The organism is Thioalbus denitrificans, from assembly GCF_003337735.1.
In the GTDB taxonomy this organism is placed as follows: Bacteria; Pseudomonadota; Gammaproteobacteria; order DSM-26407; family DSM-26407; genus Thioalbus; species Thioalbus denitrificans.
Map to the genome: position 1 here is coordinate 21,599 of NZ_QPJY01000017.1, position 23,832 is coordinate 45,430.

At 63.9% G+C, this 23,832-nt stretch carries 19 protein-coding genes and 1 pseudogene; 9 read left to right on the top strand and 11 right to left on the bottom strand.

Going from position 1 to position 23,832, the window contains the following annotated elements:
* The first annotated feature begins 23 nt into the window (after window positions 1-23).
* From DFQ59_RS18665 to DFQ59_RS18690, 6 genes are all read left to right on the top strand, one after another.
* A complete protein-coding gene (locus DFQ59_RS18665; protein ID WP_114281255.1) occupies window positions 24-1,538 on the top strand; it encodes a type I restriction-modification system subunit M in 1,515 nt (504 codons plus the stop codon).
* Window positions 1,535-2,701 (top strand): restriction endonuclease subunit S, encoded by a 1,167-nt coding sequence (locus DFQ59_RS19970; RefSeq protein ID WP_170142223.1) that lies wholly within the window; start codon window positions 1,535-1,537, stop codon window positions 2,699-2,701. The genes DFQ59_RS18665 and DFQ59_RS19970 overlap by 4 nt, the downstream gene beginning before the upstream one ends.
* Window positions 2,694-5,648, top strand: coding sequence for a type I restriction endonuclease subunit R (locus DFQ59_RS18675; protein ID WP_114281256.1), 2,955 nt, complete (start codon window positions 2,694-2,696; stop codon window positions 5,646-5,648). The genes DFQ59_RS19970 and DFQ59_RS18675 overlap by 8 nt, the downstream gene beginning before the upstream one ends.
* A 98-nt stretch (window positions 5,649-5,746) precedes the next feature.
* Entirely contained in the window at window positions 5,747-7,399 is a 1,653-nt protein-coding gene (locus tag DFQ59_RS18680; protein ID WP_114281257.1) for a hypothetical protein, read from the top strand.
* On the top strand, window positions 7,389-9,932 hold the full coding sequence (locus DFQ59_RS18685; protein WP_114281258.1) for a phospholipase D-like domain-containing protein: 2,544 nt from the start codon (window positions 7,389-7,391) through the stop codon (window positions 9,930-9,932). Before DFQ59_RS18680 ends, DFQ59_RS18685 begins: the two co-directional genes overlap by 11 nt.
* Window positions 9,933-10,114: 182 nt before the next feature.
* Entirely contained in the window at window positions 10,115-10,303 is a 189-nt protein-coding gene (locus tag DFQ59_RS18690; protein WP_114281259.1) for a hypothetical protein, read from the top strand.
* A gap of 45 nt (window positions 10,304-10,348) precedes the next feature.
* On the opposite strand, the gene DFQ59_RS18695 is transcribed toward DFQ59_RS18690, so the two are convergent.
* A complete protein-coding gene (locus tag DFQ59_RS18695; RefSeq protein WP_114281260.1) occupies window positions 10,349-11,095 on the bottom strand; it encodes a DUF72 domain-containing protein in 747 nt (248 codons plus the stop codon).
* Window positions 11,096-11,476: 381 nt separating this feature from the next.
* Here DFQ59_RS18695 and DFQ59_RS20370 point away from each other — a divergent pair.
* A pseudogene (locus DFQ59_RS20370) lies at window positions 11,477-12,385 on the top strand (putative PEP-binding protein); the annotation flags it as partial.
* Between the two features lie 145 nt (window positions 12,386-12,530).
* Here DFQ59_RS20370 and DFQ59_RS18705 read toward each other — a convergent pair.
* From DFQ59_RS18705 to DFQ59_RS20380, 6 genes are all read right to left on the bottom strand, one after another.
* Entirely contained in the window at window positions 12,531-13,817 is a 1,287-nt protein-coding gene (locus tag DFQ59_RS18705) for a CapA family protein (RefSeq protein WP_245937326.1), read from the bottom strand.
* A gap of 149 nt (window positions 13,818-13,966) precedes the next feature.
* Entirely contained in the window at window positions 13,967-14,449 is a 483-nt protein-coding gene (locus DFQ59_RS18710) for a pilin (RefSeq protein ID WP_114281263.1), read from the bottom strand.
* Window positions 14,450-14,467: 18 nt separating this feature from the next.
* Entirely contained in the window at window positions 14,468-15,001 is a 534-nt protein-coding gene (locus DFQ59_RS18715; RefSeq protein WP_114281264.1) for a methyl-accepting chemotaxis protein, read from the bottom strand.
* 107 nt (window positions 15,002-15,108) lie between these two features.
* Window positions 15,109-15,744: a GNAT family N-acetyltransferase gene (locus tag DFQ59_RS18720; RefSeq protein WP_114281265.1), complete on the bottom strand. Its 636-nt coding sequence runs from the start codon at window positions 15,742-15,744 to the stop codon at window positions 15,109-15,111.
* A 174-nt stretch (window positions 15,745-15,918) separates the two neighbouring features.
* The gene (locus tag DFQ59_RS18725; protein ID WP_114281266.1) at window positions 15,919-16,110 is read right to left on the bottom strand and encodes a hypothetical protein; all 192 of its coding nucleotides are present in this window, start codon (window positions 16,108-16,110) and stop codon (window positions 15,919-15,921) included.
* Between the two features lie 467 nt (window positions 16,111-16,577).
* Window positions 16,578-16,694, bottom strand: coding sequence for a DUF2934 domain-containing protein (locus tag DFQ59_RS20380; protein ID WP_245937327.1), 117 nt, complete (start codon window positions 16,692-16,694; stop codon window positions 16,578-16,580).
* An 801-nt stretch (window positions 16,695-17,495) separates the two neighbouring features.
* On the opposite strand from DFQ59_RS20380, the gene DFQ59_RS18735 reads away from it, so the two are divergent.
* Window positions 17,496-17,894, top strand: a complete 399-nt coding sequence (locus DFQ59_RS18735; RefSeq protein WP_147275288.1) for a hypothetical protein — start codon at window positions 17,496-17,498, stop codon at window positions 17,892-17,894.
* A 36-nt stretch (window positions 17,895-17,930) separates the two neighbouring features.
* On the opposite strand, the gene DFQ59_RS18740 is transcribed toward DFQ59_RS18735, so the two are convergent.
* Both DFQ59_RS18740 and DFQ59_RS18745 read right to left on the bottom strand, forming a co-directional pair.
* On the bottom strand, window positions 17,931-18,170 hold the full coding sequence (locus DFQ59_RS18740; RefSeq protein WP_114281269.1) for a DUF1289 domain-containing protein: 240 nt from the start codon (window positions 18,168-18,170) through the stop codon (window positions 17,931-17,933).
* Between the two features lie 5 nt (window positions 18,171-18,175).
* Window positions 18,176-19,423, bottom strand: coding sequence for a hypothetical protein (locus DFQ59_RS18745; RefSeq protein ID WP_114281270.1), 1,248 nt, complete (start codon window positions 19,421-19,423; stop codon window positions 18,176-18,178).
* A 177-nt stretch (window positions 19,424-19,600) separates the two neighbouring features.
* Here DFQ59_RS18745 and DFQ59_RS18750 point away from each other — a divergent pair, with 177 nt between their 5' ends.
* Window positions 19,601-20,524, top strand: coding sequence for a glycosyl transferase family protein (locus DFQ59_RS18750; RefSeq protein WP_114281271.1), 924 nt, complete (start codon window positions 19,601-19,603; stop codon window positions 20,522-20,524).
* On the opposite strand, the gene DFQ59_RS18755 is transcribed toward DFQ59_RS18750, so the two are convergent.
* Entirely contained in the window at window positions 20,443-23,217 is a 2,775-nt protein-coding gene (locus tag DFQ59_RS18755) for an EAL domain-containing protein (protein ID WP_114281272.1), read from the bottom strand. The two genes, DFQ59_RS18750 and DFQ59_RS18755, sit on opposite strands and share 82 nt — an antisense overlap.
* 233 nt (window positions 23,218-23,450) lie before the next feature.
* On the bottom strand, window positions 23,451-23,774 hold the full coding sequence (locus tag DFQ59_RS18760) for an ArsR/SmtB family transcription factor (protein WP_114281273.1): 324 nt from the start codon (window positions 23,772-23,774) through the stop codon (window positions 23,451-23,453).
* Between the last annotated feature and the right edge of the window lie 58 nt (window positions 23,775-23,832).

The window sequence follows — 23,832 nt, forward strand, 5'->3', positions numbered from 1 at the left end:
AAGATTTTCCGGAGGCAGGTGCAATGATTTCCCAATCCCAACTCGAATCCTACCTCTGGGGCGCGGCCACCCTGCTGCGCGGTTACATCGACGCCGGGGACTACAAGCAGTTCATCTTCCCGCTGCTGTTCTACAAGCGCCTGTGCGACGTGTACGACGAGGAACTGGCCGATGCGCTGGAGGAGTCCGGCGGCGATCAGGAATACGCCGCGCTTCCCGAACAGCACCGCTTCCAGATCCCGGAGGACGCCCACTGGACGTCCACCCGAACCAAGGTCAAGAACGTAGGCAAGGCCATTCAGGACGCCCTGCGGGCCATTGAGACGGCCAACCCCGACACTCTGTACGGGGTCTTCGGCGATGCCCAGTGGACCAACAAAGACCGCCTGCCGGACCGCATGCTGCGCGAGTTGATCGAGCATTTCAGCTCGCAGACGCTTTCACTCTCCAACTGCCCGGAGGATGAGCTGGGCGTGGGCTACGAGTTTCTGATCAAGAAGTTCGCCGACGATTCCGGCCACACCGCTGCGGAGTTCTATACCAACCGCACCGTGGTCCATCTGATGACCGAGATGCTCGAACCCAAACCGGGTGAGTCGATCTATGACCCCACCTGCGGGTCAGCAGGCATGCTGCTCTCCGCCGTCGCCCATTTGAAGCGGCAGAACAAGGAGTGGCGGAACCTGCGGCTGTTCGGGCAGGAGCGCAACCTGCTCACCTCCGCCATCGGCCGGATGAACCTGTTTCTTCACGGCATCGAGGACTTCCGCATTGTCCGGGGCGATACCCTGGCCAACCCAGCCTTTGTCGAAGGCGACCGGCTCATGCAGTTCGATGTGGTCCTGGCCAATCCGCCGTACTCCATCAAGCAGTGGGACCGCGATGCCTGGTCCGCCGATCCGTGGGGCCGGAACATCTACGGCACGCCGCCCCAGGGCCGTGCCGACTATGCCTTCTGGCAGCACATCATCAAGAGCATGAAGGCCAAGAGCGGTCGCTGCGCCATCCTGTTTCCGCATGGTGTCCTCTTCCGCAACGAAGAGTCGGCCATGCGCGAGAAGCTGGTCGCCCACGACGTGGTGGAGTGCGTGCTGGGTCTCGGTCCCAATCTCTTTTACAACTCGCCCATGGAAGCCTGCGTCGTCATCTGCCGGATGAACAAGCCCAAGGAACGCAGGAATAAGGTGCTCTTCATCAACGCGGTGAACGAGGTGACCCGCGAGCGGGCACAGAGCTTCCTGACTGACGATCACATCCAGCGCATTGTCGCCGCCTACCAGGCTTTTGGTGACGAGGACGGCTTTGCCCGGGTGGTCGGCAATGACGAGATCCGGGAGAAAGCCAGCAATCTCAGCATCCCGCTCTACGTGCGGGCGGACAACGGAAATGGCAATGGCAATGGCAACGGCGCGACCGAAACGGTCAGTCTCAAGCAAGCCATTGCGAACTGGCAGGAAAGTTCGATGGCATTGCGGGAGTCGATGGACGGCCTCTTCGAGGTACTTGAGGATGCACGGGTGATGGGAGGTGGCAAATGAGTGAGCAGTCCCTGAAGCCCGGCTGGAAGATGGTGAAGTTCGGCGAGGTGGTGAAGAACGCCAACCTCGTGGAACGTGATCCCGAGGCCAATGGCGTTGAAAGAATCGTCGGGCTTGAACACATCGATCCCGAGAATCTGCATGTCCGGCGCTGGAACTCTGTTGTGGATGGCACCTCGTTTACCCGCAAGTTCGTACCGGGACAGACGCTCTTCGGTAAGCGCCGGGCCTATCAACGCAAGGTCGCCTACGCTGAGTTTGAAGGCATTTGCTCCGGGGATATCCTGACGTTCGAGCCGAAGAACAGAAAGGTTCTACTGCCGGAGCTTCTGCCATTTATCTGCCAGAGCGATGCCTTCTTCGATCATGCGCTTGACACCTCGGCCGGATCGCTGTCGCCGAGAACCAGTTGGACGGCATTGAAGGACTTTGAATTCTCGCTGCCGCCGCTTGACGAACAGAAGCGTATTGCCGAGATTCTGTGGGCGGCCGATGAGGCGGTGGAGTCATGGAATAGTTGTCAATCAAGTTTGCAGCGTTTAATCGAATCTGTTGTTGAAGAGACGGCAAAAAATGCTCGTGACAAAGGTTGGGCTTTCAAAGCTCTTGGGGATGTCGCAACCGTTGAACGTGGGAAGTTTTCACATCGACCGCGAAATTTGCCTCAGTTTTATGGAGGGCCATATCCTTTTGCGCAAACAGGAGATGTGCATCGTGCAAAGGGCTTCATCAGGGATTTCGAATACACGTTGACCGATGAAGGGAAGCATTACAGCAAGAGCTTTCCCTCTGGCACCATCCTAATCACAATCGCGGCCGTCATCGGTGCTACAGCTATTACAGAAGCTGAAACCTGGGCTACTGACAGTGTTGTTGGGATTGTTCCCGGAGATGAAATCAACGTCTATTTTCTTGAGTATTTTTTGAGGACGCAGCGTCACTATCTCGAAAACGTTGCAGCGACCCAAACAGCTCAGAAGAATATCAATCTGCAAATTCTGCGACCACTCCAGGTGCCGGTTCCACCGTTGGCGGTTCAAGAATCTATCGTTCAGAAAATCGCAAAAATACAGGCTCAAATAGACCTTTTGGAAAGCCATTTGGCGAGCTGTCGCGGTCTGATTAAGTCAACGACAAATGGTATGGGGGCTATTCATGTTTAACGAAGAAAATACGGTCGAACAGATGGTTCTCGACACGCTCTGCGGCGGCGTGACTTCGAACATGGTTGCCGAAGAGCTTGCGAGCTACGGCGGCGAAGTCAAAAGCTGGCGCTTCGTGTCCGCCGAGGAGCTGCCCCGTCAGCACTCCGACGTGCTGGTGGAGTCGATGGTGCGCGACGCCCTCATCCGCCTGAACCCGGAAATCAAGGCCCAGCCCGACCGCGCCGACGAGGTGCTCTACCGCCTGCGGACCATTCCGCTGTCGGTACAGAGCGAAGGCCTGGTGCGGGCCAACGAACTGTTTGCCGAATGGCTGCGGGGCGAGAAGTCCATGCCCTTCGGCGAGCGCGGCGAACACACGCCGGTACGGCTGATCGACTTCGAGAACCTGAGCAACAACGATTACGTGGTCACCAACCAGTGGGTCTATCCGGTCAAGGAAGGCGGCCGCCGCTTCGACATCATCATGCTGGTCAACGGCATCCCGCTGGTGGTCGGCGAGGCCAAGACGCCGGTGCGCCCGGCGGTGACCTGGGTGGACGGGGCCAGCGACATCCATAACGGCTACGAACAGAGCGTGCCACAGATGTTCGTGCCCAACGTCCTCTCCTTTGCCACCGAGGGCAAGTGCTATCGCTACGGCTCGGTACGCATGCCCATCGATATCTGGGGGCCGTGGCACGAAGGCGAGAACAAGGCCGAGGGGACGCTTGCGGATGTGCAGCGTTCCATCCGCTCCATGCTGCGCCCCCATGTGGTGCTGGACATCCTGCAGAACTTCACCCTGTTCGCCACCGACAAGAAACACCGGCGCATCAAGATCATCTGCCGCTATCAGCAGTACGAGGGCGCTAACCTGATGGTCGCCCGCGTGGTCAAAGGCTACCCCAAGAAGGGCCTGATCTGGCACTTCCAGGGCTCGGGCAAGTCGCTGCTGATGGTGTTCGCGGCGCAGAAGCTGCGGATGCACCGCAAGCTCGGCAACCCCACGGTGATGATCGTGGTGGACCGCATCGACCTGGACACCCAGATCACCGCCACCTTCAATGCCGCCGATATCCCGAACATGATCGGGGCCGCCACCCGGCAGGAGCTGCAAAGCCTGCTGGCGGCCGATACCCGCAAGATCATCATCACCACCATACACAAGTTTGGTGAGGCGGACGGCCGCCTGAACGAGCGCTCGAACATCATAGTGATGGTGGACGAGGCGCACCGCACCCAGGAAGGCGATCTGGGCCGCAAGATGCGCGACGCGCTGCCTAACGCCTTTCTCTTTGGTCTGACCGGTACGCCGATCAACAAGCGGGACCGCAACACCTTCTGGGCCTTCGGCGCGGACGAGGATGAGCAGGGCTATATGAGCCGCTACTCGTTCCAGGACTCGATCCGGGACAAGGCCACGCTGCCGCTGCATTTCGAGGCGGTAGACGTGAAGCTGAAAATCAACAAGGACGCCATTGACGAAGCCTACTCGCAGATGACCGATGAGCTGAGCGAGCTGGATCGTGACGACCTGGCCAAACGGGCCGCCAAGATGGCGGTGCTGATCAAGGCCCCGGTGCGGGTGAACGCCATCTGCCAGCATATCGTCAAGCACTTCCAGGAGAAGGTGGAGCCGAACGGCTTCAAGGCCCAGGTGGTGACCTTCGACCGGGAGTGCTGCGTTCTCTACAAGAAGGCCATGGACGAGCTGGTCGGACCGGAGGCCAGCGCCATTGTCATGCACACCCAGGGCGGCAAGTCCGATCAGTACGCGGAATGGAAGCTGGCCAAGGACGAGGAGGAAAAACTCCTCGACCGTTTCCGCGATCCGAACGACCCACTCAAGTTCCTGATCGTCACCTCCAAGCTCCTGACCGGTTTTGATGCGCCCATTCTGCAGGTGATGTACCTCGACAAGCCGATGAAGGATCACAACCTGCTGCAGGCCATCTGCCGTACCAATCGCGTCTACCCCGGCAAGACCCACGGCCTGATCGTGGATTACCTGGGCATCTTCGATGACGTGGCCACGGCCCTCGATTTCGATGAAAAGGCGGTGCAGAAGGTCATCACCAATTTGGATGAGCTCAAGAAAGAGCTGCCCGGCGTGGTGGCGAGATGCCTGGCGTTCTTCCCCGGTGTGGACCGTACTGTGGGCGGCTACGAGGGGCTGATCGCGGCGCAGGATTGCCTGCCGAATAACGAGACCCGGGACAAGTTCGCGGCGGAATACTCGGTGCTCTCCCGACTGTGGGAGGCGCTGTCTCCCGATCCCTGTCTCGGCCCCTATGAAAAGGACTATAAGTGGCTGACCCAGGTCTATGAGTCCGTCAAGCCTCCCAGCGGGCATGGCAAGCTCTTGTGGCATGCATTGGGCGCTAAAACCATTGAGTTGGTCCATGAGAATGTGGCCATCGAGGAGGTCAGGGATGACCTGGAAACACTGGTCATGGACGCGGAAGTGCTGGAAGGACTGCTGGAGGTCAAGGACCCGGACAAGAAATCCAAGGAAATCGAGATCAAACTCATCGCCCGGCTGCGCAAGCACAAGAGCGACCCCACGTTCGTCGCCCTCGGCGAGCGCCTGGAAAAACTCAGGGAGCGTCACGAACAGGGCCTGTTGCACAGCCTCGATTTCCTGAAGGAGCTGCTGACGCTGGCCAAGGAAGTAGTGCAGGCCGAGAAGCAGGTAGATCCTGTGGACGAGCAGGCAAAGGCCAAGGCGGCTCTGACTGAGCTGTTTGCCGAGGTGAAAGGTACAAAAACCCCGGTAATCGTGGAGCGAATCGTCAACGACATCGACGAGATAGTGGGCAAGGTCAAGTTCCCAGGGTGGCAGGACACGAAGGCGGGCGAGCGGGAGGTACAGAAGGCTCTGCGCAAGGTGGTTTACGTAAAATACAAGATCAAGGACCAGGATCTGTTTGACAAGGCTTTCGGATATATCCGGCAGTATTACTAAGAAGTCGCCAAAGAGACATGCGGACTAGGGTAACGGACAAGTCCGTCAGGGCTCGCCAGGCCTGAGCTCAACATAATCCGCCACATGGAGGACTGGCCATGCAAGTTGAGACGGCTTGGGTGAAGGCCCCGTCACAGATAGGCGGTCTGGACCATCTTGCTGTACAGGCCCCGTGCATCAACATCTATAGCCGCCTCCTGCCAGGAATTACCAATGTTACAGATCGGGCGCGCTACTACTCCTTCTATCCATGGCTGATATGGGCGCTAGACCAGGCGGGATACACCCAGTATGACGACACATTCATCGAGCGATTCCGACGCGCCGATTGCCTCTACTCGCTGATTGCGGAGCGCCATGCCATCACGGCGGGCGGTAACTACGAGGACCATGCGGCGGCGATGGTCGGAAGCAACACGCTGGCCACGGTTGCCTCATCTCTGGATGACAATGGCGAGGTGAGGCTCTCCGATTATTCACTTCGCGACGGTGCGAAGGCCCGCTATTTTCTCAACCGTTTGGGCGGTCTTGGGCAGTACTATCTCGGCGTTCTGCGGGAATTGAACATCCTGGATGGCGACACGACGCGCGGGATCAAGTACACCAGACAAGTCGGGGAGCAGATTGCGATCCGTGTCGATGCGGGCATCAATCGGAAGCTGTTCCTCGCGGCTGTGGACGCGGATGCCGTGACCGCGGCCGACCTGGAAGCGCTGAGCGCGTTTTGCCCCTGCCAACTTGTGAAATCTGCAGGTGAGCACGACATCCTGTCTGACCTGTTTTTCGTGCGAGGGCTGTTCTATGACAAGGAGACATTGCCGCGACGTCGAACGCTCCAATCGCTGCTCCAACTTACAGAACTCCTTGTCAACGAAGAAGAAGAGGTTACAGAAGCAACTTTCCGTGGGTGTGCCTATACAAGTAGCCTACCAAGTGGTACTGCGTGGGTGGTCCCTCCGTCGCTCGCCGGCAATCGTCAGAAGTGGGCGCTCTATGCACGAAACGAAATTCTGTCGATTGCAGTGCAAGGGCTTTTCTACGTGCTTCTCGATGCCTATGAAGCGTCGGGGATTCGGTTCGATGCCAGCGCACAGGTGGTCGACTGGTACCTGGCCCAGCCAGAAGTGAGGGAAGCTCTGGGAACTGTGGGACGGCAGCGGACCTTTTCGCGTTGCCTTGCAGACAGCGTCGGCTGGCTGCCGGCGCTCGAGCACTGGCGCGAGCCATCCCATGAAGCGGCTCTGATGGAACATGTCGTGCAGATGTCGCGGGGCTCCAAGTCTCCCGACACACGGACAGCGATCATCGTAGCCGTTATGCGGATTTTAATCGGGCTCGCCAGTCGGGCAGATGATCAGGCAAACGCCTACGGCGACCTCATATTCGACAAGGGCTACTTCCTCTATTACCCAATCAATTTAGAATCTTTTTCACTGCATGAGAACCATACGTGGACAGGCATGACCATGGAGGAGGTGCTTCGGTGGCTTCTTAGCCATTGGGGTATAGACCTGCACCTGCGTGTTGCGCTGAGGAAGCTTCGCGGACAGTCCAAGTCAACCTTTCGGATCCGTCCGTCCGACCGAGGTATGGAAGTGATCGGCGCCCCGTCGGCCGCTCACAGTCGCCCACGCTTCAATCAGGCGCTCAGGGTCCTGAAGGACATCGGTGCTTTGGAGCAAACCTCGTCAGGAGTTTGGCAGCCGAGTGCACTCGGTGTTTCGGTCATGGAGTTGGGCGATGCTCCCTAGAATCTCCCTTTTGGACGAACTGCGGAAGGGGGGCTACGAGGCGTCCCTGATTACAACCTTCAACGCCTATCCGCCGTTCTATGAAGAGGTTGTCCTTCGTCGTCTGGTTGGCGCAGGCGTGCGCCACAACGTCCTGATGATGGATGCGCGGCAGTATGGCCACTCACTTGAACACTATCCGCCCCGGCTGGCTGGGCGCGAATATATCCTGCTGCCGGTCAAGGTGGCCGGAACCTTCCATCCGAAGTTGATGTTCCTGGTGGGTAAGCGCAAGGGCCTGATTGTTGTCGGCAGCCATAACATGACGCTCGCGGGATTCGGTTTCAATCGTGAACTGACCAACCTTGCCCGTATTGAGGGTGCCGATGACAGGGATGGTGTCGCACTGGCGCATGAAGTCTGGGATGAGGTTGAGCACTGGCTCATAAATTTTTCTGAGGGTGTGCCTGATCACGTCAAGCGTATGGTGCGTCGGGTAAGGGACTTTGCCCCTTGGCTTTCGGCGGAGGGTGGGGCTGGTGATGTCTTGCGGTTACTCGTCGGCCGGCCGGGGGGGCGTACCTTGTGGGAACAACTAACGGATCTTCTAGATTCCGAGGCAACACATGTATCTCTCTGCGGCGCCTTCTTTGATCAAGAGCTTAGGTTCTTGAAACGGATAAAGCATGACCTCAAGCCCCGTTGGTTTACGGTGGCGGTCGATCCAGACACGGTCAAGATACCTCCACAAGCCCGAACAATGGCGGACATTTCAATTGTCGGAGCCAATGGCCTTGGCCTGGAAGACGGAAAGGAGGAAGGGAGCAGTCGGTATCTCCATGCCAAGGGCATTCTGGTGGAGCAGGCCAACGGTGGCACGGTATTCGCGTCGGGCAGCGCTAATCCCAGCGCGCCCGCATGGTTATCGTCTGACTCTAGCGCCAACGTCGAACTGATGCTGGCTTATACAGGCCAACGGGCGCGTGCAATCGCGGCGGACATGGGTTTCACACGGATTGTTGAAATGCCAGTCCTTGGCGAGGCCGATTGGACGACCATTGCGTCGAACACGGAGCAGTGTGGGGATCCCATCCGGCCCCGTTACCGCAGTGGGATCGCCGTCGTCGAGGACACATGCGTCATCATCAGACAAGCCCTGCTGGAGGGGCTTGGAAATCCGGAGTTTCTGCTGTGCTCTCCCAATGGCAAAGTCCTCGATCGCTCGAGCCGGCTGCGCGTGGACTCTGATGCTGGGATCATCGAATTCCCGGAGGCAAAGCTGACAGACGCCAGTGTGGTTGATGTTGTGATTTCCGGCGAACTGGTTCTGAAACTACTGTTGCATCATGTGCGTGCGATTGAGGATCAGGCGAGAAGCGGAACCCAGCGGCGGTTCAAAGAAGCCTTGCTGAGTCTCGATACTGACACACCAAATATTGAGCTGCTAATCCATTGCGTCGACAAGATAATCGCCTCCGAATCCCGAGATACACCGTCTCCCGGGCTCAAGAAGACGGGGACTCGAGGACAGGCGCCATCAGAGGAACAAGAGCCGCCTGCAGCTCTCGCTATCGACATCAGCGAGGTTAAGCATCACAAGTCCAAGAAACGGCTAATCCATTCAAGCGACTTCTCCTATCTGCTTGATGCTCTTATTTATCATCTCCGAATCGCTGAAGATAAGTCGATTGAAGAGCTCGACCACGCCGGCCGAAACGAGGAAGAACAAGTTGGCGCCGATGATGATCAGGACGCGGACAGTGAGCAGCCGACCGCTCAGAAGCAGAAAGTGATTCTCGATGTCTGCCATGCACGGGTAGGCACGGTTATCAGCCGGATGGTTGCTCAGCTGAATGCCTATGCGAAGGGTAAGCAGACTCTACGAGATCTACTGGTGCGATTGCTTGCCGTATTGGCGGTACTCAGAGAGTTGCGCTCCTGCGATGGACGGGTTTCTTGGGTGGAGAAGGGACAGACCACAGTGCCAATGAAACAAAGGCACCGTCTCTTGGAAGAGATCATGCTTAATCTGTTCGAGGGCGAATCCTCTCTCCTCCAGCTGGAAGCTTTGGGCGACGACTTCCAACACAGTGACGACATGGCCCGGCTCAAGGGACTTGTTCTATGGCTCGCCTGGGACTGTGGCCTGACCATGGAATTGAATAAACCCTTCATGGAGAGTCGCAATCAACTTGACGAACGCTTGAAGCGGAACGCGATGATCCTGGCTCTGGCCCAGATGATTCAGTCGGATGATGTGGTTATCGATGAGGCGCGTCAGAGCATCGGCAGCCTGACATCGAGCGAAATGGACTGGCTTAAGGAAGTTCAGAGATTAGCTTTTCAGTGTGAGATTCTACGCCATGACCATTCGAGCCTTTTTCCCGCCGACAGCGCTGAACCTGGTGATATCGCTCTGCACAAGAAGAAGGATGACTGGATTCTGCGAGTGGTGTCAGGCAGTGGAGGGAACCGTGTATTTCTAGTGAGGCTGAGTAGGGACAGAGAGCGTATCGAGTATCGTTCAGAGTACTTGGGCGTAACACGGTTGTAGGCATGTCTTCCGCGATTCTGCTGGTTGGAAGAGCATGTGCGAAAATGACGCGAGATATGGTTTTCAGTTACTGATGGCTGTGCAAGTTGACCTAACGAATCTGGATAAGTGCCAATGCGCAAGGACAGCCTGTACAGTGATAGTAATCGCCTGACATTTGTGTCTACAGGGCAATACTGTCAATGAAGTACTACATCTGGCTGGACGGCAACGACAACCCCCTGTCGAAGGCCTGGCGCTACGACGACGAGACGGAGCGCATGGCCGAGGAGCGGCATCCGCCGTCCGCCGATGCGATCCTGCGGGCGGGGACGCGGGAGCAGCTCATGGAGCGCTATGGCCTGGGGGCGGGTGATTTCGCCGATGCCTGATGAGGGATGTCTGCTCCCGGCCACCCGGCCGGGCCGCGCCGGGGTCTATCCGGACACCGCCAATTGCTGCAGCTCCAGGGCGTTGAGCGCCGCGTAGCCGGCCTCGTCGTTGTCGAAGTAGCAGAAGATCTCCAGCCCCCGGCCGGCCCAGTCGTGGAAGGTTTCCGCCCACCCGGCCAGCGCCCGCCGGTCGTAGCTGCCCCGGTAGGGACCGTCGGGGCCGTGCAGGCGGACGTAGGCGAAGTCGGCCGTGAGCTCCCGGGGCGAGAGGCGGCCGTCGAGGTCGTGGATGCAGAGCGCCGCGCCGTGGCGCGCCAGCAGGTCGTAGATCGCCGGGTCCTCCCAGCTCGGGTCGCGGATTTCGAAGGCGCAGCGGCGGTCGCTACCCAGGGCCTCGAGGAAGGCCCCGAGCCGTTCCGGGTTGCAGTGCCAGCGGGGCGGGAGCTGGAACAGGAGGGGGCCGAGCCGGTCCCCGAGCAGTCCGATGCGGTCGAGTAAAGGGCGCAGAGAGCGGTCCGGGTCCTTGAGCTTCTTCATGTGGGTGATGTAGCGGCTGGCCTTGGCACTGAAGAGGAATCCGGAAGGCACCGTCGCCTTCCAGTGGGACAGGGCGGATTCCTGCGGCAGGTGATAGAAGGAACTGTTGATCTCCACGGTGGAGAGCCGTTCCGCGTAGTAGCCGAGCATCGCCGCGTCGGCGATGTCCTCGGGGTAGAAGGGGCCCTTCCAGTGGGCGTAGGACCACCCCGAGGTCCCGATGTGGATCCGGCGTGCGTGGGATTTCTTCGTCATCGGCAGCCCCTCCCGGCGACCCGGCCCGTCGGGTCGGCCTTCTCCCTTAGTTCAGCACATTCGCCGGGCGATGCATGTCCGGACGGTGCTAACCTCAAGGCAGGTGTCACCCGATCGGGAGGTGTCAGGCCATGCTGCCGCTGCAGGGGGTTCCCTACGGGCCGGGGCGGGCGCGCGGCGTGCTGCGGCGGGGCGGACCCGGAGCCGCGGACCGGGTGCTGCTGCTGACCCACGCGGAGCTCTGCCGCCTGCAGGGCACGCCGGCGGCTATCATCGTGACCGGGGCCGCGCCCCTGTCCCACCGGATGCTGCGCCTCATCGGGGCCGGCATACCGGACCCTCCTGCTGGCCCCGGCCCAGGCGGCGGGCCTGGAGGAGGGGATGGAGGTGACGGTGGACGGCGACCGGGGCCTTCTGCTCGAGGCCGGTGTGGCCGCTCCGGTCGCTCCGGAAGCTGTTTTCCTGCCGCCGCGGTCCGGGGCGCCTGTCCTGACCGCCGACGGCCAGGCGATCTGCCTGCGGGCCAGCATTCCCGGCGCGGCGGGCGCGGAACAGGCCCTGGCCAACGGGGCCGAGGCCATCGGGCTGGTGCGCAGCGAATACCTCGAACCCGGCGGCGGGCTTGCGCCCGATGCCGCCTTCTACGCAACGGCGCTGACCGCACTGTGCCTGGCGGCCCACCCCCTGCGGGTCATGCTGCGGCTGCCGGATTTCTCGGAGGACAAGCGGCCCTCCTGGTTCCCGGCGGACCTGCCGCTCGCCCCGCTCGGCCTCCAGGGCGTGCGCCTCTATGGACGGGAGCCGGTCAGGACAGTGTTGGGCGCGCTGCTCGAGGCGGTGGGGCCGGTCGCCCAGGCCTTCGATCTGGCGCTGCTCCTGCCATTCGTGTCCCGGCCGGAGGAGTACCGGCGCTGGCGTGGCGAAATCGAGGCTCTCCTGCCGGCGCCCATCGCGGTGGGGGTGATGGTGGAGACCCCGGCGGCGGCGCTGGAGATCCCCGAGTGGCTGCTGCTGGCGGATTTCGTCTGCGTCGGCTGCAACGATCTCATGCAGGGTCTGTACGGAGCGGACCGCAACCTGCCCGAGGTGGGGCACCTGCTCGATCCCCATGCCCCTGCCACCTTCCGCTTCCTGCAGCGGCTGGCGGAACAGGCCGGGGAGGCGACCGCGGGCGTGCAGCTGTGCGGGCTCCTGCCCCAGGCGCCGGGGGTCCTGCCCGTGCTGCTCGGCCTCGGTTTCCGCACCTTCTCGGTGGAGCCGCGCCTCATCCCCGCCCTGGCCCGCACCGTTGCGCGGACCGACTGCGGGACGGCGGAGGCGCTGGCCCGGGGCGTGTGCGCCGAGCCGGATGCGGAGAGCGCGCGGGCGCTGCTCGGGCTGCCCCGGGCGGCGGGCTGGGGCGTGGGGGCGGCGACGGGCGTCTTCCAGGAGCCTGTCAGTCCCACTCGATCCAGCGCAGCTCAAAGCGCCGGGCGTCGTCGCCGGCCACCGTCGTTCCCAGCCGACCGCACTCGCGCGCCATCACCGCCCGCAGCCAGGCCGCGTCGGCGGCGGAGGGCCGGTGCAGGCGGAAGCGCCGGATCTGCAAGGGCACCAGCGACAGGCGCAGCAGCCGCCCGCTCGCCGGGTCCAGGGTCAGGAAGTACATCAGGGTGAGATCGCCGCGGAAGGACTCCTGCCCGCCGATGCCCTCGTAGTCGTTCAGGAAGTCGCCGCAGCCGTAGAGAATCGGCTTTTCCCGGTAGACCTCGATCCCCCGGGGGTGGTGGGAGGAGTGGCCGTGGACGACGTCCACCCCGGCGTCGTCGATCAGCTGGCGGGCGAAGCGGCGCTGTTCTGCGGGGATGTGGTAGCCCCAGTTGCCGCCCCAGTGGATGGAGGCGACGACGATGTCTCCCGCCCGCTTCACCGTGCGGACCCGATCGGCGATTCGCCCGACCGTCGTTGGGGAGAGATCCGGCAGGAGGTCCACGCCCGGCCGGTCCGGCCGGGCGCCCCACTCGCCGGGTATTCCGCTGGAGCCATGGCCGAGGGCGAGGACGATCACGCGCCCCTTCCCGGGGCATTCCAGGACGGCGGGGGCCTGCGCCTCCGCGAGCGTCCTCCCGGCGCCGCTGGTGCGCATCCCCGCCGCGGCGAGGGTCTCCAGGGTCTGTTCCAGCCCGGGATAGCCCCAGTCCAGCACGTGGTTGTTGGCCAGCGCGCAGCAGTCGATCCCCGCCGCCGACAGGCAGCCGGCGTTGCGGGGATGCATGCGGTAGTGGATGCCCTTGCCGGGCCACCAGTCGTCGCGGTCGGTGACGGCGGTCTCCAGGTTGATCAGTCGCACGTCGGGCCTCACCCGCGCCAGCTCCTCCAGCGCCTCGCCCCAGGGGTAGCCGAACGCCACCGGCCCGGGTATCGGGCCGTTGGCCCGCTCGGCGATACGGAGATATTCGGCGGCATCGGTGACCCAGGATTCGTGCAGCGTCGGGTCGCCGGGGTGGGGCAGGAGCTGGTCGATGCCGCGCCCCGTCATCACGTCGCCGCAGAGGAAAATCGTGAGTGGACGGGTGGCGGGGGATGGATCGCTGCGGTTGTCCCGGGGCATGGCCCGCAGGCGCTCACCCCGGGCGCGTGCCCGGGTGAAAGGGGCGGCTCCCGTCACTGCTCCGAGCGCGGAGCCACCGAGCAGCCGCAGGAACCGCCTGCGGCCCGGTTTGCTGGTTGTGGGGCCCTGCATGGCGATGACTCGAAGGCCGGGGTGCTTGCTTCCATCTTAGTTTACCGAGGCGCATGACACCGACGGCGGGTGGATGTCTCTTCCCGCCTGAAGCGAGTCGGCTCGTGAGGGGAGGGCGGGGAGGAGCGGGTCCGCGGGCCCGCCGGACGCTATCTGCAGCTCGCCGGCAGGAACCGGTTCGGGACGCCCGCGCTGCCGGTGCAGTCCCAGGCGATGCGGTGGCCGTCGTAATCGGGGGTGAAGATGACCGATTCGCCGGTCAGGGGCGAGAACGACAGCTCGACCCATATCACGCCGTCCGTCTTGACCTCGATGCCGTTGATGAATTTCTTGGCATAGCTGGCCTTGGGTCCGAGCCCCGCTTCGGCGTTGTTGCTGGGCCAGGTCTGGCCATGGAAGAAGAAATAGTCGCTGACGGTGGTGCGGGTCTCGTCGGCGAAGACCAGGGCCTCGCTGATCTTGGCGCGGGAGGTGTACTCGATATAGGCGGGTATGGCAATGATGGCCAGAATGCTGACGACCGCGACGACCATCATGAGCTCAATGATGGTGAATCCTCTATTGACCGAGCGCATCGAATCCAGGCCCCCCTGCACATGTCCGGTTTCCAGTGAATCACCCTGTGAGGTCATCGGCTGTTCTGTTGTCGCTTATTGGGGTGCGTCAATCCCGGAGTCCTGTGGCGGCGCTGTTGCCAGGTGTTCGAGCTCCCCGCGCAGGCGCGCCAGTGTCTGTCCGGCTTCGCTGTCCGGATCCGCATGGTGGTCCAGGGTGGCGACCAGTGCCTCTATCGTTTCGACCCGTTGGCGCAACATGCCCACGTTGTCGTTCAGGGTCTCTGCGATTTCGTGGAAGTGGTCGCCCTGCCGGAGCTTGAGCCGGCTGTAGAGGTCGCCGCTGCCCAGGCGTTCGAGCCGGCGGCTGATGGCGAACATCGGTCCGGCCAGGCGATGGCTCTCCCGGGCGCTGAAGTAGAACACGGTCAGGAGCAGAATCACCTCGATCGCCGCCAGTATCGCGGTGTGGTACCAGGCGATGCCGCCCTTGATGTGGGGGCCGTAGAGGAGGATCCCGATCACGGTGAGGGCGTTGACCAGGATGATGGCGATGGAGACCGTGAGCAGGACGTAGCGGTACTGGAACTGTTTGTTGACGAAGAGTTGGTGTCTTCGTTCTTCAGCCATGAGGGGCTCCCTGACAGTCCGTGTTCGGTTTCGGTGAAAATAGCACAACGGGCGGGGCCGCACTCCCCGCATGGAGTGCAGTGTGAACGGGGTCACGTTTCCGCGGGTCAGCGGGGCCGTGACTTGAATGCCCGGGCGTCGGCCACCATGAACTCCTCGCCCACCGGCTCGAAGCCCAGTTCGCTGTAGAAGCGTTTCACGCGCCGGAGCCGTATCGCGTGAGCCTCCCGGCTCTGCTCCTCCTCCGCGTCGGCGAGGGGAAAGGCCTTCAGCGCCACCAGGCTGTCGCCGGCGTCCAGCGCCCGCACCAGCCGGCGCACCATGCGGCTGCCGATGCCCATGCCCCGGGCTTCCGGACGGACCTCGATCTGGTCCACGTAGACCAGGTTGCAGATCTCCCCGGCGGGGTGGGTGCCGTGGGCCGTGCGCAGGCGACCGCTGCCGTCGGGCGCGAAGGCCACGCGATAGAAATCGGACAGCTCCGCGCTCAGCGAATCGAAGAGCTGTTCGAGATCGACCCCCTGGTTCAGGGCGTCACAGAAATTGAGGCGATGTCCCTCGGCCTGGCACAACTCGAGAGGGGCTTCCGCGTCGGGATCGTCCAGCAGCGCGACACCCTTGAAGCGGGTCACGTAGTCGAGGTGCGGATCGTCGCAAGCGATGGCCATGCTGAACTCGAAACGGACATTGTCCGGGCTGAGTTCGAGCACCGGCAGTTCGATGGGCGGTTTGCGGTCTGGCACCCGGCACTTCCCCCTGTTGTCTGGTCGGACGTCTTCATTGACGGCCGCCCGGGTCAATATAGCAACAAAAATGGGGTTTCAGGTGCGAATGCCGGGCTCAGGCATGTTGCCGGGGCGTTCTCCCGTGCGCGGGTCGCAGGTGAGCGTTCACCTGCAAGGCCGGCGGTACCGCTTTCAGTGCGTGGCGGTGTAGTCGGCCCAGCGGTCAGGGTGACCGTCGCGGATGGCGGCCAGCAGCCTGCGCAGGAACTCCAGGCGGGGACGGCAGACGGGGGCGGTGCGGTAATCGGCGGCGAGATACTCGAGATCGTGGATTTCGCGCAGGACTTCGGCTTCGCTCCGGGGTTCAGGGTCGGGGTTGTCCATGGTTCAGCTCCTCGCGTTGCAGCTGTGCTGTCTCAATTTGGCATCGTGTTGTCGTTCTGACGACACAAATGAACTATACAACTAAAAAGATAGCCCTATCTTGATGAAAGTCAAGCGTTAGTTAAATACTCGGGTAGTTGTCGATATGCGACAGGTCGGGATTGACCGGGGCTGGATGTGGTTTTGGGTCTGCCGGGTCGGCATTTCAGCCGCGGTTGTCGGAACGGGGGAAAATGATTGCAATGACAAACAATAGGTTGGCGGATCACCCTATTGTTCCGCGCTGGATCGTGGAGGGTCCTCAGGTGGCCGATGAGTGGCCGGCCGGCGGTCAGCGTCCGGATGCCCGGCCCCGGGCCGGCGCGCACGGGGTGCGCAACATGGCGGGGCCGGGCCGGTCGATGGGCTTTGTCCGGGAGGGCGCAACAGGCCTGCCGCAGTTCAATCCTCCTGCGCCCGGTTCGTCGTCACCGCCAGGACAGACGGCTCTCCACCTCACGCTCGGCCTCGAGCCAGTCGTCCAGGCACCCCTCGGGCGAGAAGCCCCGCGACTCGGCCTTGAGGTAGGCCGCTTCAGCGATCATTTCGTGCACCTGGCGCAGCGAGACCGGCATCGACCGGGACGTGCTGCGGCGGCTCGGCGTCGGGGTCCGTTTGCGCGGGGCGGGTTTGTCCGCCACCCCGCTCTTCGCCGCGGGGGACTTGGCTGCGCGGGAGGTTGTGGGTTTTCCGGCACCGGCCTTGGCTTTCGCCGCGGGGGCTGTCCTGCCGGCGGGGGCGCGGGTCGTGGGCGCTGAATCGGTGGTCTTGGTCATCCTGAATACCTCCCTGTCCTGGTTGGGTTGCCCGGAGAGAAACCTCTTTACCGCTGTCATGTGATCAGGACATGAAATGCCCGGCCCGGGTTTTAAATCCGGCTGTCCTGACGGCCACCGGTCTTCGCTGGCGGAGAACTGGCCCAGATTTTTCTCGCCAAGATCGCCGAGAACGCCAAGGTTCAAAATGATCAAGACCTTATGAATCGAGCATCGAGCCTCGTCTGGTACGGGGGCCGCTGCAGTATAAGACCGTCAATCCCTTGTTTAGCTGGCGTTCTTCGCGTCCTGGCGAGAGATATCAAGAAATATCGGGCCAGTGTACTGCTCCACCCTTGGCGGCACTTGCAGAGCCGCCAAGGGTGGAGCAGTACACTAGCAGATATTCGCAAGGAGTCGAGCGCTTCCGGGTTTCATCGGGGAGTCACAGTGGCGCGTTACAGTCACGCCCGCAGTCATCGTATGGACGGGCACTGTGGTCGTGCATGCGCAACCCCCGTCGCGATGTCATGCCTGCCTCTTGCGGACAGGGATGTCCGACCTTTTTGGCCATGCAAGGGAGTCTGCCTCTTGGAACAACAACGTGCCACGACGGTGAAACTTTCCGAGCATCGCACCGCGCTGATCCTGGGCGGCGGTTGGCTGCTGTTCGCCCTCGCCGTGGTGATCCCCTACGGTTCCTGGCGACTGGCGGGGGGGCTGCTGCTGTTCACCGTCTTTCTGCCTGTCTACGCCGTCCCGTTGCAGACGTTGCGGTCCTACGCCCGGGCCCGGGCGGGCGATGCGCCGTTGCGGCGCCGGTTTGTCCTCGGGCTGGCAAGCTGGCTGGCGGGAATGACGCTGCTGCTTCTGCCCTGGCGCGGCGAGGCGGATGGCTGGTGGCTGTGGATGGTGCTCGGTGTGGCCCCGGTGGTGGCTCTGGCGGCCCTGCTGTTCCTGCCCGCGAAGGAAGTCCGGCCACGGACCTGACACCCGGCGCCGGGATCAGGGCCGGGCCGATGGGGTTCAGAGGCTGGCGGCCCCGCTGTCCATGCTGCGCTTCTTCTTCAGCGCCTTCTCCGCCACGTAGCGCATGAACGCCTCGTCCTCATTCGCTCCGTAGCCGAACGCCGAACAGATTTCCGCCAGTTCGCCGATCAACTCCCGGGTCAGTTCGATCTCGGTATGGCTGCGTCCGCAGCCGCGGCAGTGGCTTCCGTCTTCGGTGCAGTGCTCGCGGCCGCGGCAGGGCGAGAAGGCCTTCATGGCGCTCAGCCCTCCGCGGCGAAGACGAAGGGCAGGTCGGTGCGGGCGCGGTAGCCCGCGGCGTCCGCCACCCGGCTTGCACCCGCCTGCGCGCGGGCTTCCAGCAGGGCCGCCTCGATGCGCCGGTCGGCGATGTGGTAGGCGGGCGCGAGCCCGATTTCCGCCGGCCCCGGGCAGGGCTCGTCGAAGACGTGGCGGTAGAGGTCGCTCATCATGGCGTAGCGGCCGCTCATGAGCAGGTTGGTGGCGCCCTTGATGCGCGCCACCGAGTCGTCGTCGGTGGTGAAGAAGCTCGTCACCAGCATCACCGAGATGGCATGCAGCACGTCGTAGGCCACGTGGGCGATGAACACCCACAGGTGGTGGCGGTTCAGGGGCACCCCTTCGCGCCAGGCCCAGCGGATCATCCCCCCCAGCAGCAGGCTGAAGAACTCCGGCACGCCCCACTCCATGCCCAGCCCCACCGAGGCGAGGGATTCCTGGACGCTGAAGCGTCCGTCCCCGGCCACCAGTCGCTGGATGAGCACGTTGTCCGCCACGCCGTGGATCATGGGCACGTCCTGCTCTCCGAAGGGGATTGCCAGCCCCTCGAACAGCTGCCGGTACATGACCATGTGGGTGGTGGAGCTGAACAGACCGTGCAGGGAGGGGTAGTCATCCAGGCTGTGGGAGCCCACGCCGTACTCGTCCGCCACCAGCTGGGCCAGCACGATCTGGGCGAGTTCGGAGACCCGCTCGTTGAGCACGCCGTAGGGCATCTCCAGCAGGCCGTGGAAGCGGCCGATGGCGAGCGCCACGCACTGGCGGGTGTTCTTCACCTGGTTGAAGTACTGCAGGGCGAAGGCCCGCAGCTGGGCGGCGTCGAAGTCGCCGGCGAAGACGCGCAGGAAGAAGGGGTGGCGCCAGACCGGGTGCCCCATGACGTGCTCGTGCAGTTCCAGGAACAGCGTCGCCAGGGCCCCGGGGGCGAACACCTCCAGGTCGGCGAAGCGGTTGCCGGGGTCGCGGGCGGCGATGTCGCGCAGCTCGGCGAACATCCGGTGGAGCGGGTTCGCCGGATCCTCCAGCTCCCCGATGACGCGCCGGAAGTCGGCCTGCTGGCTGGTGCGGAACGCCTCCAGGACCCCCTCGGCGTCGAGCTCCAGCAGCTCGGGGAGGGGGTGCACGCCCTCCTGGAGCCGCGGGCGGCCGTCGGGCAGGACCCGGAGCAGGTCGGTGAAGGTCTCGGTGTCGGTTCGGGTCTGATTGCTCATCTGCGCGGAGTCATTCCTGGATGCTGGATCAACGGCTCGGAGCATACCCGCCGGGGGGCGCGGGAACCCTGACATCGGTCAATATTGCGCATGGCCCGGAGAAATCCCCTATTGAAAGAATGGTTGTCCGGGTGTAAATAACCCGCTTCCGGCTGTCGACGCCGACCGGAGGGAACCATGACCGCAGAACACCCGTTCGCCCCCTTCATCCGCACCCTGGGCAAGGGCCGCCAGGGCGCCCGCGCGCTGTCGCAGGGCGAGGCCCGGGAGGCGATGCACATGATCCTGGCCGGCGAGGTGGAGCCCATCCAGCTCGGGGCGTTCCTGATGCTGATGCGGGTCAAGGAGGAGACGGCGGCGGAGGTGGCCGGCTTCGTCCAGGCGGTGCGCGCGGCGCAGCGCCTGCCTTCGCGCCTGCCGCGGGTGGACGTGGACTGGCCGAGCTACGCGGGCAAGCGGCGCCAGCTGCCCTGGTATCTCCTCGCCGCGCTGCTGTTGAGCGAGAACGGCATCAGCGTGTTCATGCACGGCATGACCCGGGCGGACGAGCGGGTCTATACCCCGGATGCGCTGGCGGCGCTCGGGCTGCGGCCCTGCGACTCCCTGGCCGAGGCGGCCGGGGCGCTGGAGGCCCGCGGCTTCGCCTACCTCTCCATCGAGCAGCTGGCGCCGCGCATGCACGAGTTCATCGGCCTGCGCAGCCTGCTGGGCCTGCGCTCGCCGGCCCACACCATCGTCCGCATGCTCAACCCGTTCCAGGCGCCGCTGCTGATGCAGGGCATCTTCCACCCCGGCTTCGCCGTCATTCACCAGCAGGCCGCGCAGCTGCTCGGACAGCCGCGGGCGGTGGTGATCAAGGGGGAGGGGGGCGAGGTGGAGCGGGACCCGGACATCCCGGTGACGGTGCGTGGCGTGGTCGACGGCGATCTCTACGAGGAGACCTGGCCGGCGCTGACCACGGGTGGCCGGCACGTCAAGCCGGCGCGCCCTCGCCGCGGCTTGAGGAGCGGCTGTCCCGCTCAACCCAGGGCCGGCTCCGCCGCGTCCTCCAGCAGGCTGTCGATGTCGCGGGCGAATCCCACGCCGTGGCCCTGGGCGTAGTCGACCCCGAGCGCGGCGAGGCGCTCGCGGGTCGCCTCGTTGTCCACGTACTCCGCCACCGTCTCCAGTCCCATGGCATGGCCGATGCGGTTGAAGGCGTCCACCAGGGTCTCGGCCACCGGGTCCTCGGTGAGGACGTGGACGAAGCTGCCGTCGATCTTCAGGTAGTCCACCGGCAGGTTCTTGAGATAGGCGAAGGAGGAGAGCCCGCTGCCGAAGTCGTCGAGGGCGAAACGGCAGCCCAGCTTCTTCATCTCGTCGATGAAGCGCACCGCCTGGTTGAGGTTGGCGATGGCCGCGGTCTCGGTGATCTCGAAGCACACGGCGCTCGGCGACGCCGGGCTGCGCCAGAACTGGTTCTGGACATAGGCCAGGAACGACTCGTCGGCCAGCGAGCTGCCGGAGATGTTGATGGACAGCTGCGGCAGCTCCTCGGGCCGGTGGGCATAGTGACGGGCCAGCCAGTCCAGGGTGGAGCGCACCACCCAGCGGTCCAGCGCCGGCATCAGGCTGTAGCGTTCCACGGCGCCGATGAAGGCCCCCGCCGGGGTGATCCGCCCATCGGCCTCCCGCAGCCGCAACAGCACCTCGTAGCGCAGCCGCAGGGGATTCACGCCGGCTTTCCGCAACGGCACGATGGGCTGGACGTAGAGCCGCAGCTCCTCCTGCTCCAGGGCCTGCTGGATGCGCGCATACCAGTCCATCTCGGCCTGGTGCCGGACCACCCGCGCATCGCCCTCGCGGTAGACGTGGATGCGGTTGCGGCCGGCGTCCTTGGCCATGTTGCAGGCGATGTCGGCGCGGCTCAGCGCGCTCTGGGGGCTGACGGTCTCGGCATCGATGGCCGCCAGCCCGGTGCTGCAGGCGATGCGGAACGTGCGTTCCTCCCAGTTGAACTGGAGCTGGGAGACGTTCTCCTGGATCTGCTCGGCCATGCGCAGGGCCCGCTCCTCCGAGCACCCTTCCAGCAGCACGCCGAACTCGTCTCCGCCCAGGCGCGAGAGCAGCCCGTTGTTGTCCAGCAGGTGCTGCAGTCGGGCGGCCAGCTGCAGCAGCAGCTCGTCCCCGGCCTGGTGCCCGCAGGTGTCGTTGACGATCTTGAACTGGTCGAGATCGATGTAGAGCAGGGCGTGCACCAGGTTATGGGCGTGGGCCCCGGCCAGGGCCCGTTCCAGGTGGCTTTCGAATTCGCGCCGGTTGATGAGCCCGGTCAGGGGGTCGTGGCTGGATTCCCAGGACAGGCGGTTGGCGAGCTCGCGGGCGTCGGTCACATCGCGGAACACCACCACGCCGCCCACGATGGCGCCGCTGCTGTTGCGGATGGGGGCTGCGCTGTCGAGGATCAGCCGTTCCTGGCCGTCGCGATGCTGGAGCACGGTGTCGCGCGCCAGCGGCACCAGCGATCGTTCCCGGATGGCGATCCGCGCCGGGTTGCCCAGGGGCTCGCGGGTGTGGCTGTTGCGGGCGCGGAAAACCTCCTCCAGGGGCAGCCCCAGGGCCTCGCCCGCGCGCCAGCCGGTGAGTCGCTCCGCCGCCGGGTTCATGCGCTGCACGCGCCCGTCGAGATCGGTGGCAATGACGCCGTCGCCGATGGACTGCAGGGTCACATCGGCCAGCTCACGCTGCCGCTCCAGGTGCTGCTCGGTCGCCGCCTGCCGGGCCTGGTTGCGCGCCAGCAGGAGCATGACCGACAGCGTTCCCAGCAGCAGCAGGCCGGCGAGCGGCAGCAGCCAGGCCGCGATCGCCCGGTGGCGTGCCTCCACTGCGGCCAGGGGCAGCTCCCGCACCAGCTTCCAGTGGCTGTCGCCGCTGACGATGCGGCCGCCCGGGATGCCGCCGGGGCCCGAATCCCGGGACAGGGTCAGGGTGGTGAAGGTGTAGAGGCTCCCGTCGCCGCGGAACTGGCCGTTTCCGCTCTCCTGCAGCCGGGCCCATGCCTCCGGGTGCAGGCGGGCGAAACTGAGCTGGCGCCGATCGTCGTACATGAAGGCCCAGTCGGCGCCGGGAGGTCCACCGTGGAGCCAGTACCCCTCGGCGTTGAGCAGCATGAACCGGCCCTGGGTCCCGTTGTGGGGTTCGAGCACGTCGAACAGCCGGTTGCCGAGGAAGTTGAGCACGACCACACCCAGGCGCTGCCCGGAGGCATCGAACAGGGGGGCGGCAAAGCGCAGCATCGGCTTGGGGGGCTGCTCGAGGCGGCCGTGCTCGATATTGAGATCGAAGGGGGAGATGTAGATCTGCCCGCGCCCCAGCGCCATGGCGGCGTCGAAGTAGTAGCGCTGCGCCTTGGGCTGGAGCGCCTCGGGAGGAACAATCCCGGGATTGCCGTTACCCAGGTTGACGCGCAGCCGCTCCATGCCCCCGGCATCCAGGAAGCGGATCTGGTCGTAGATGTTGCGGCGCAGGGAGAAGAGCCGGAACGTCTCGGCCACCGCCGCGGACGGGAACTGCACCGGCGACTCCGGGAGCGAGGCGAGGTAGAGATCGGTGAGGAAGCGGAGGTCGGATATGACCGTTTCGAGCGTCTCGCCGGTCAACGCCCGCTGGCGTTCCACGGCCTGGTTCTGGCTGACCTCGAGCTGGGTGAGTTCAGGCTCGGTCAGTGCGCTGTAGGCGGTGTAGCCACCGAAGATGATCGCCGCTGCGAAGGGCAGGTAGAAGAGCAGGAGCTGGCGTCTGAGGCAGGCCCACATCTCTCACCTCCCGTTGCACGTGTTCGCCGGCCATATCCGCGCCCGACGGGACAGGGCCGCCCCTCGGTAGCCGTCGGGCCCGCCCCGCCGGCAGGCCGGAGCGTTCGGGGGAGGGGCAATGCGACGCGGCGCTGCGCAGACGCCGCCGGGGACCTCCCGGGGACCCTCAGCGAAGTCACCCGTGCCCATGCGGCACCCGCAGGGTGTGCGCGAACCGCACCCCGGACCGGCGTTCAGTCCTGCTCCTCGAGATTGGTGACGCACAGCACATCACGCATGTTCTCGATCAGCAGCTGCAGCTGCTTGTTGCGTACCCGGCAGTATACCCGGGTTCCCTCCTTGCGGGAGGAGACGATGTGCTTGGAACGCAGCACCTCGAGGTGCTGGGAGATGTTGCTCTGGGTGGTGCCGACCCGGTCGAGTATCTCCTGCACGGTGAGCTCCTGCTCCCCCAGGGCGCAGAGAATCCTCCATCGCACTGGGTGCGCCATGGCCTTGAGGGCGTTGGCGGTGAGGATCGGATCGTCTTCCTGGTCGATTTCAGGTATGTCTGACATGGCTGGAACGGCGGTTGCCCAAGGCTCGCGATGATATCATTTCAGCGAATGCTTATAT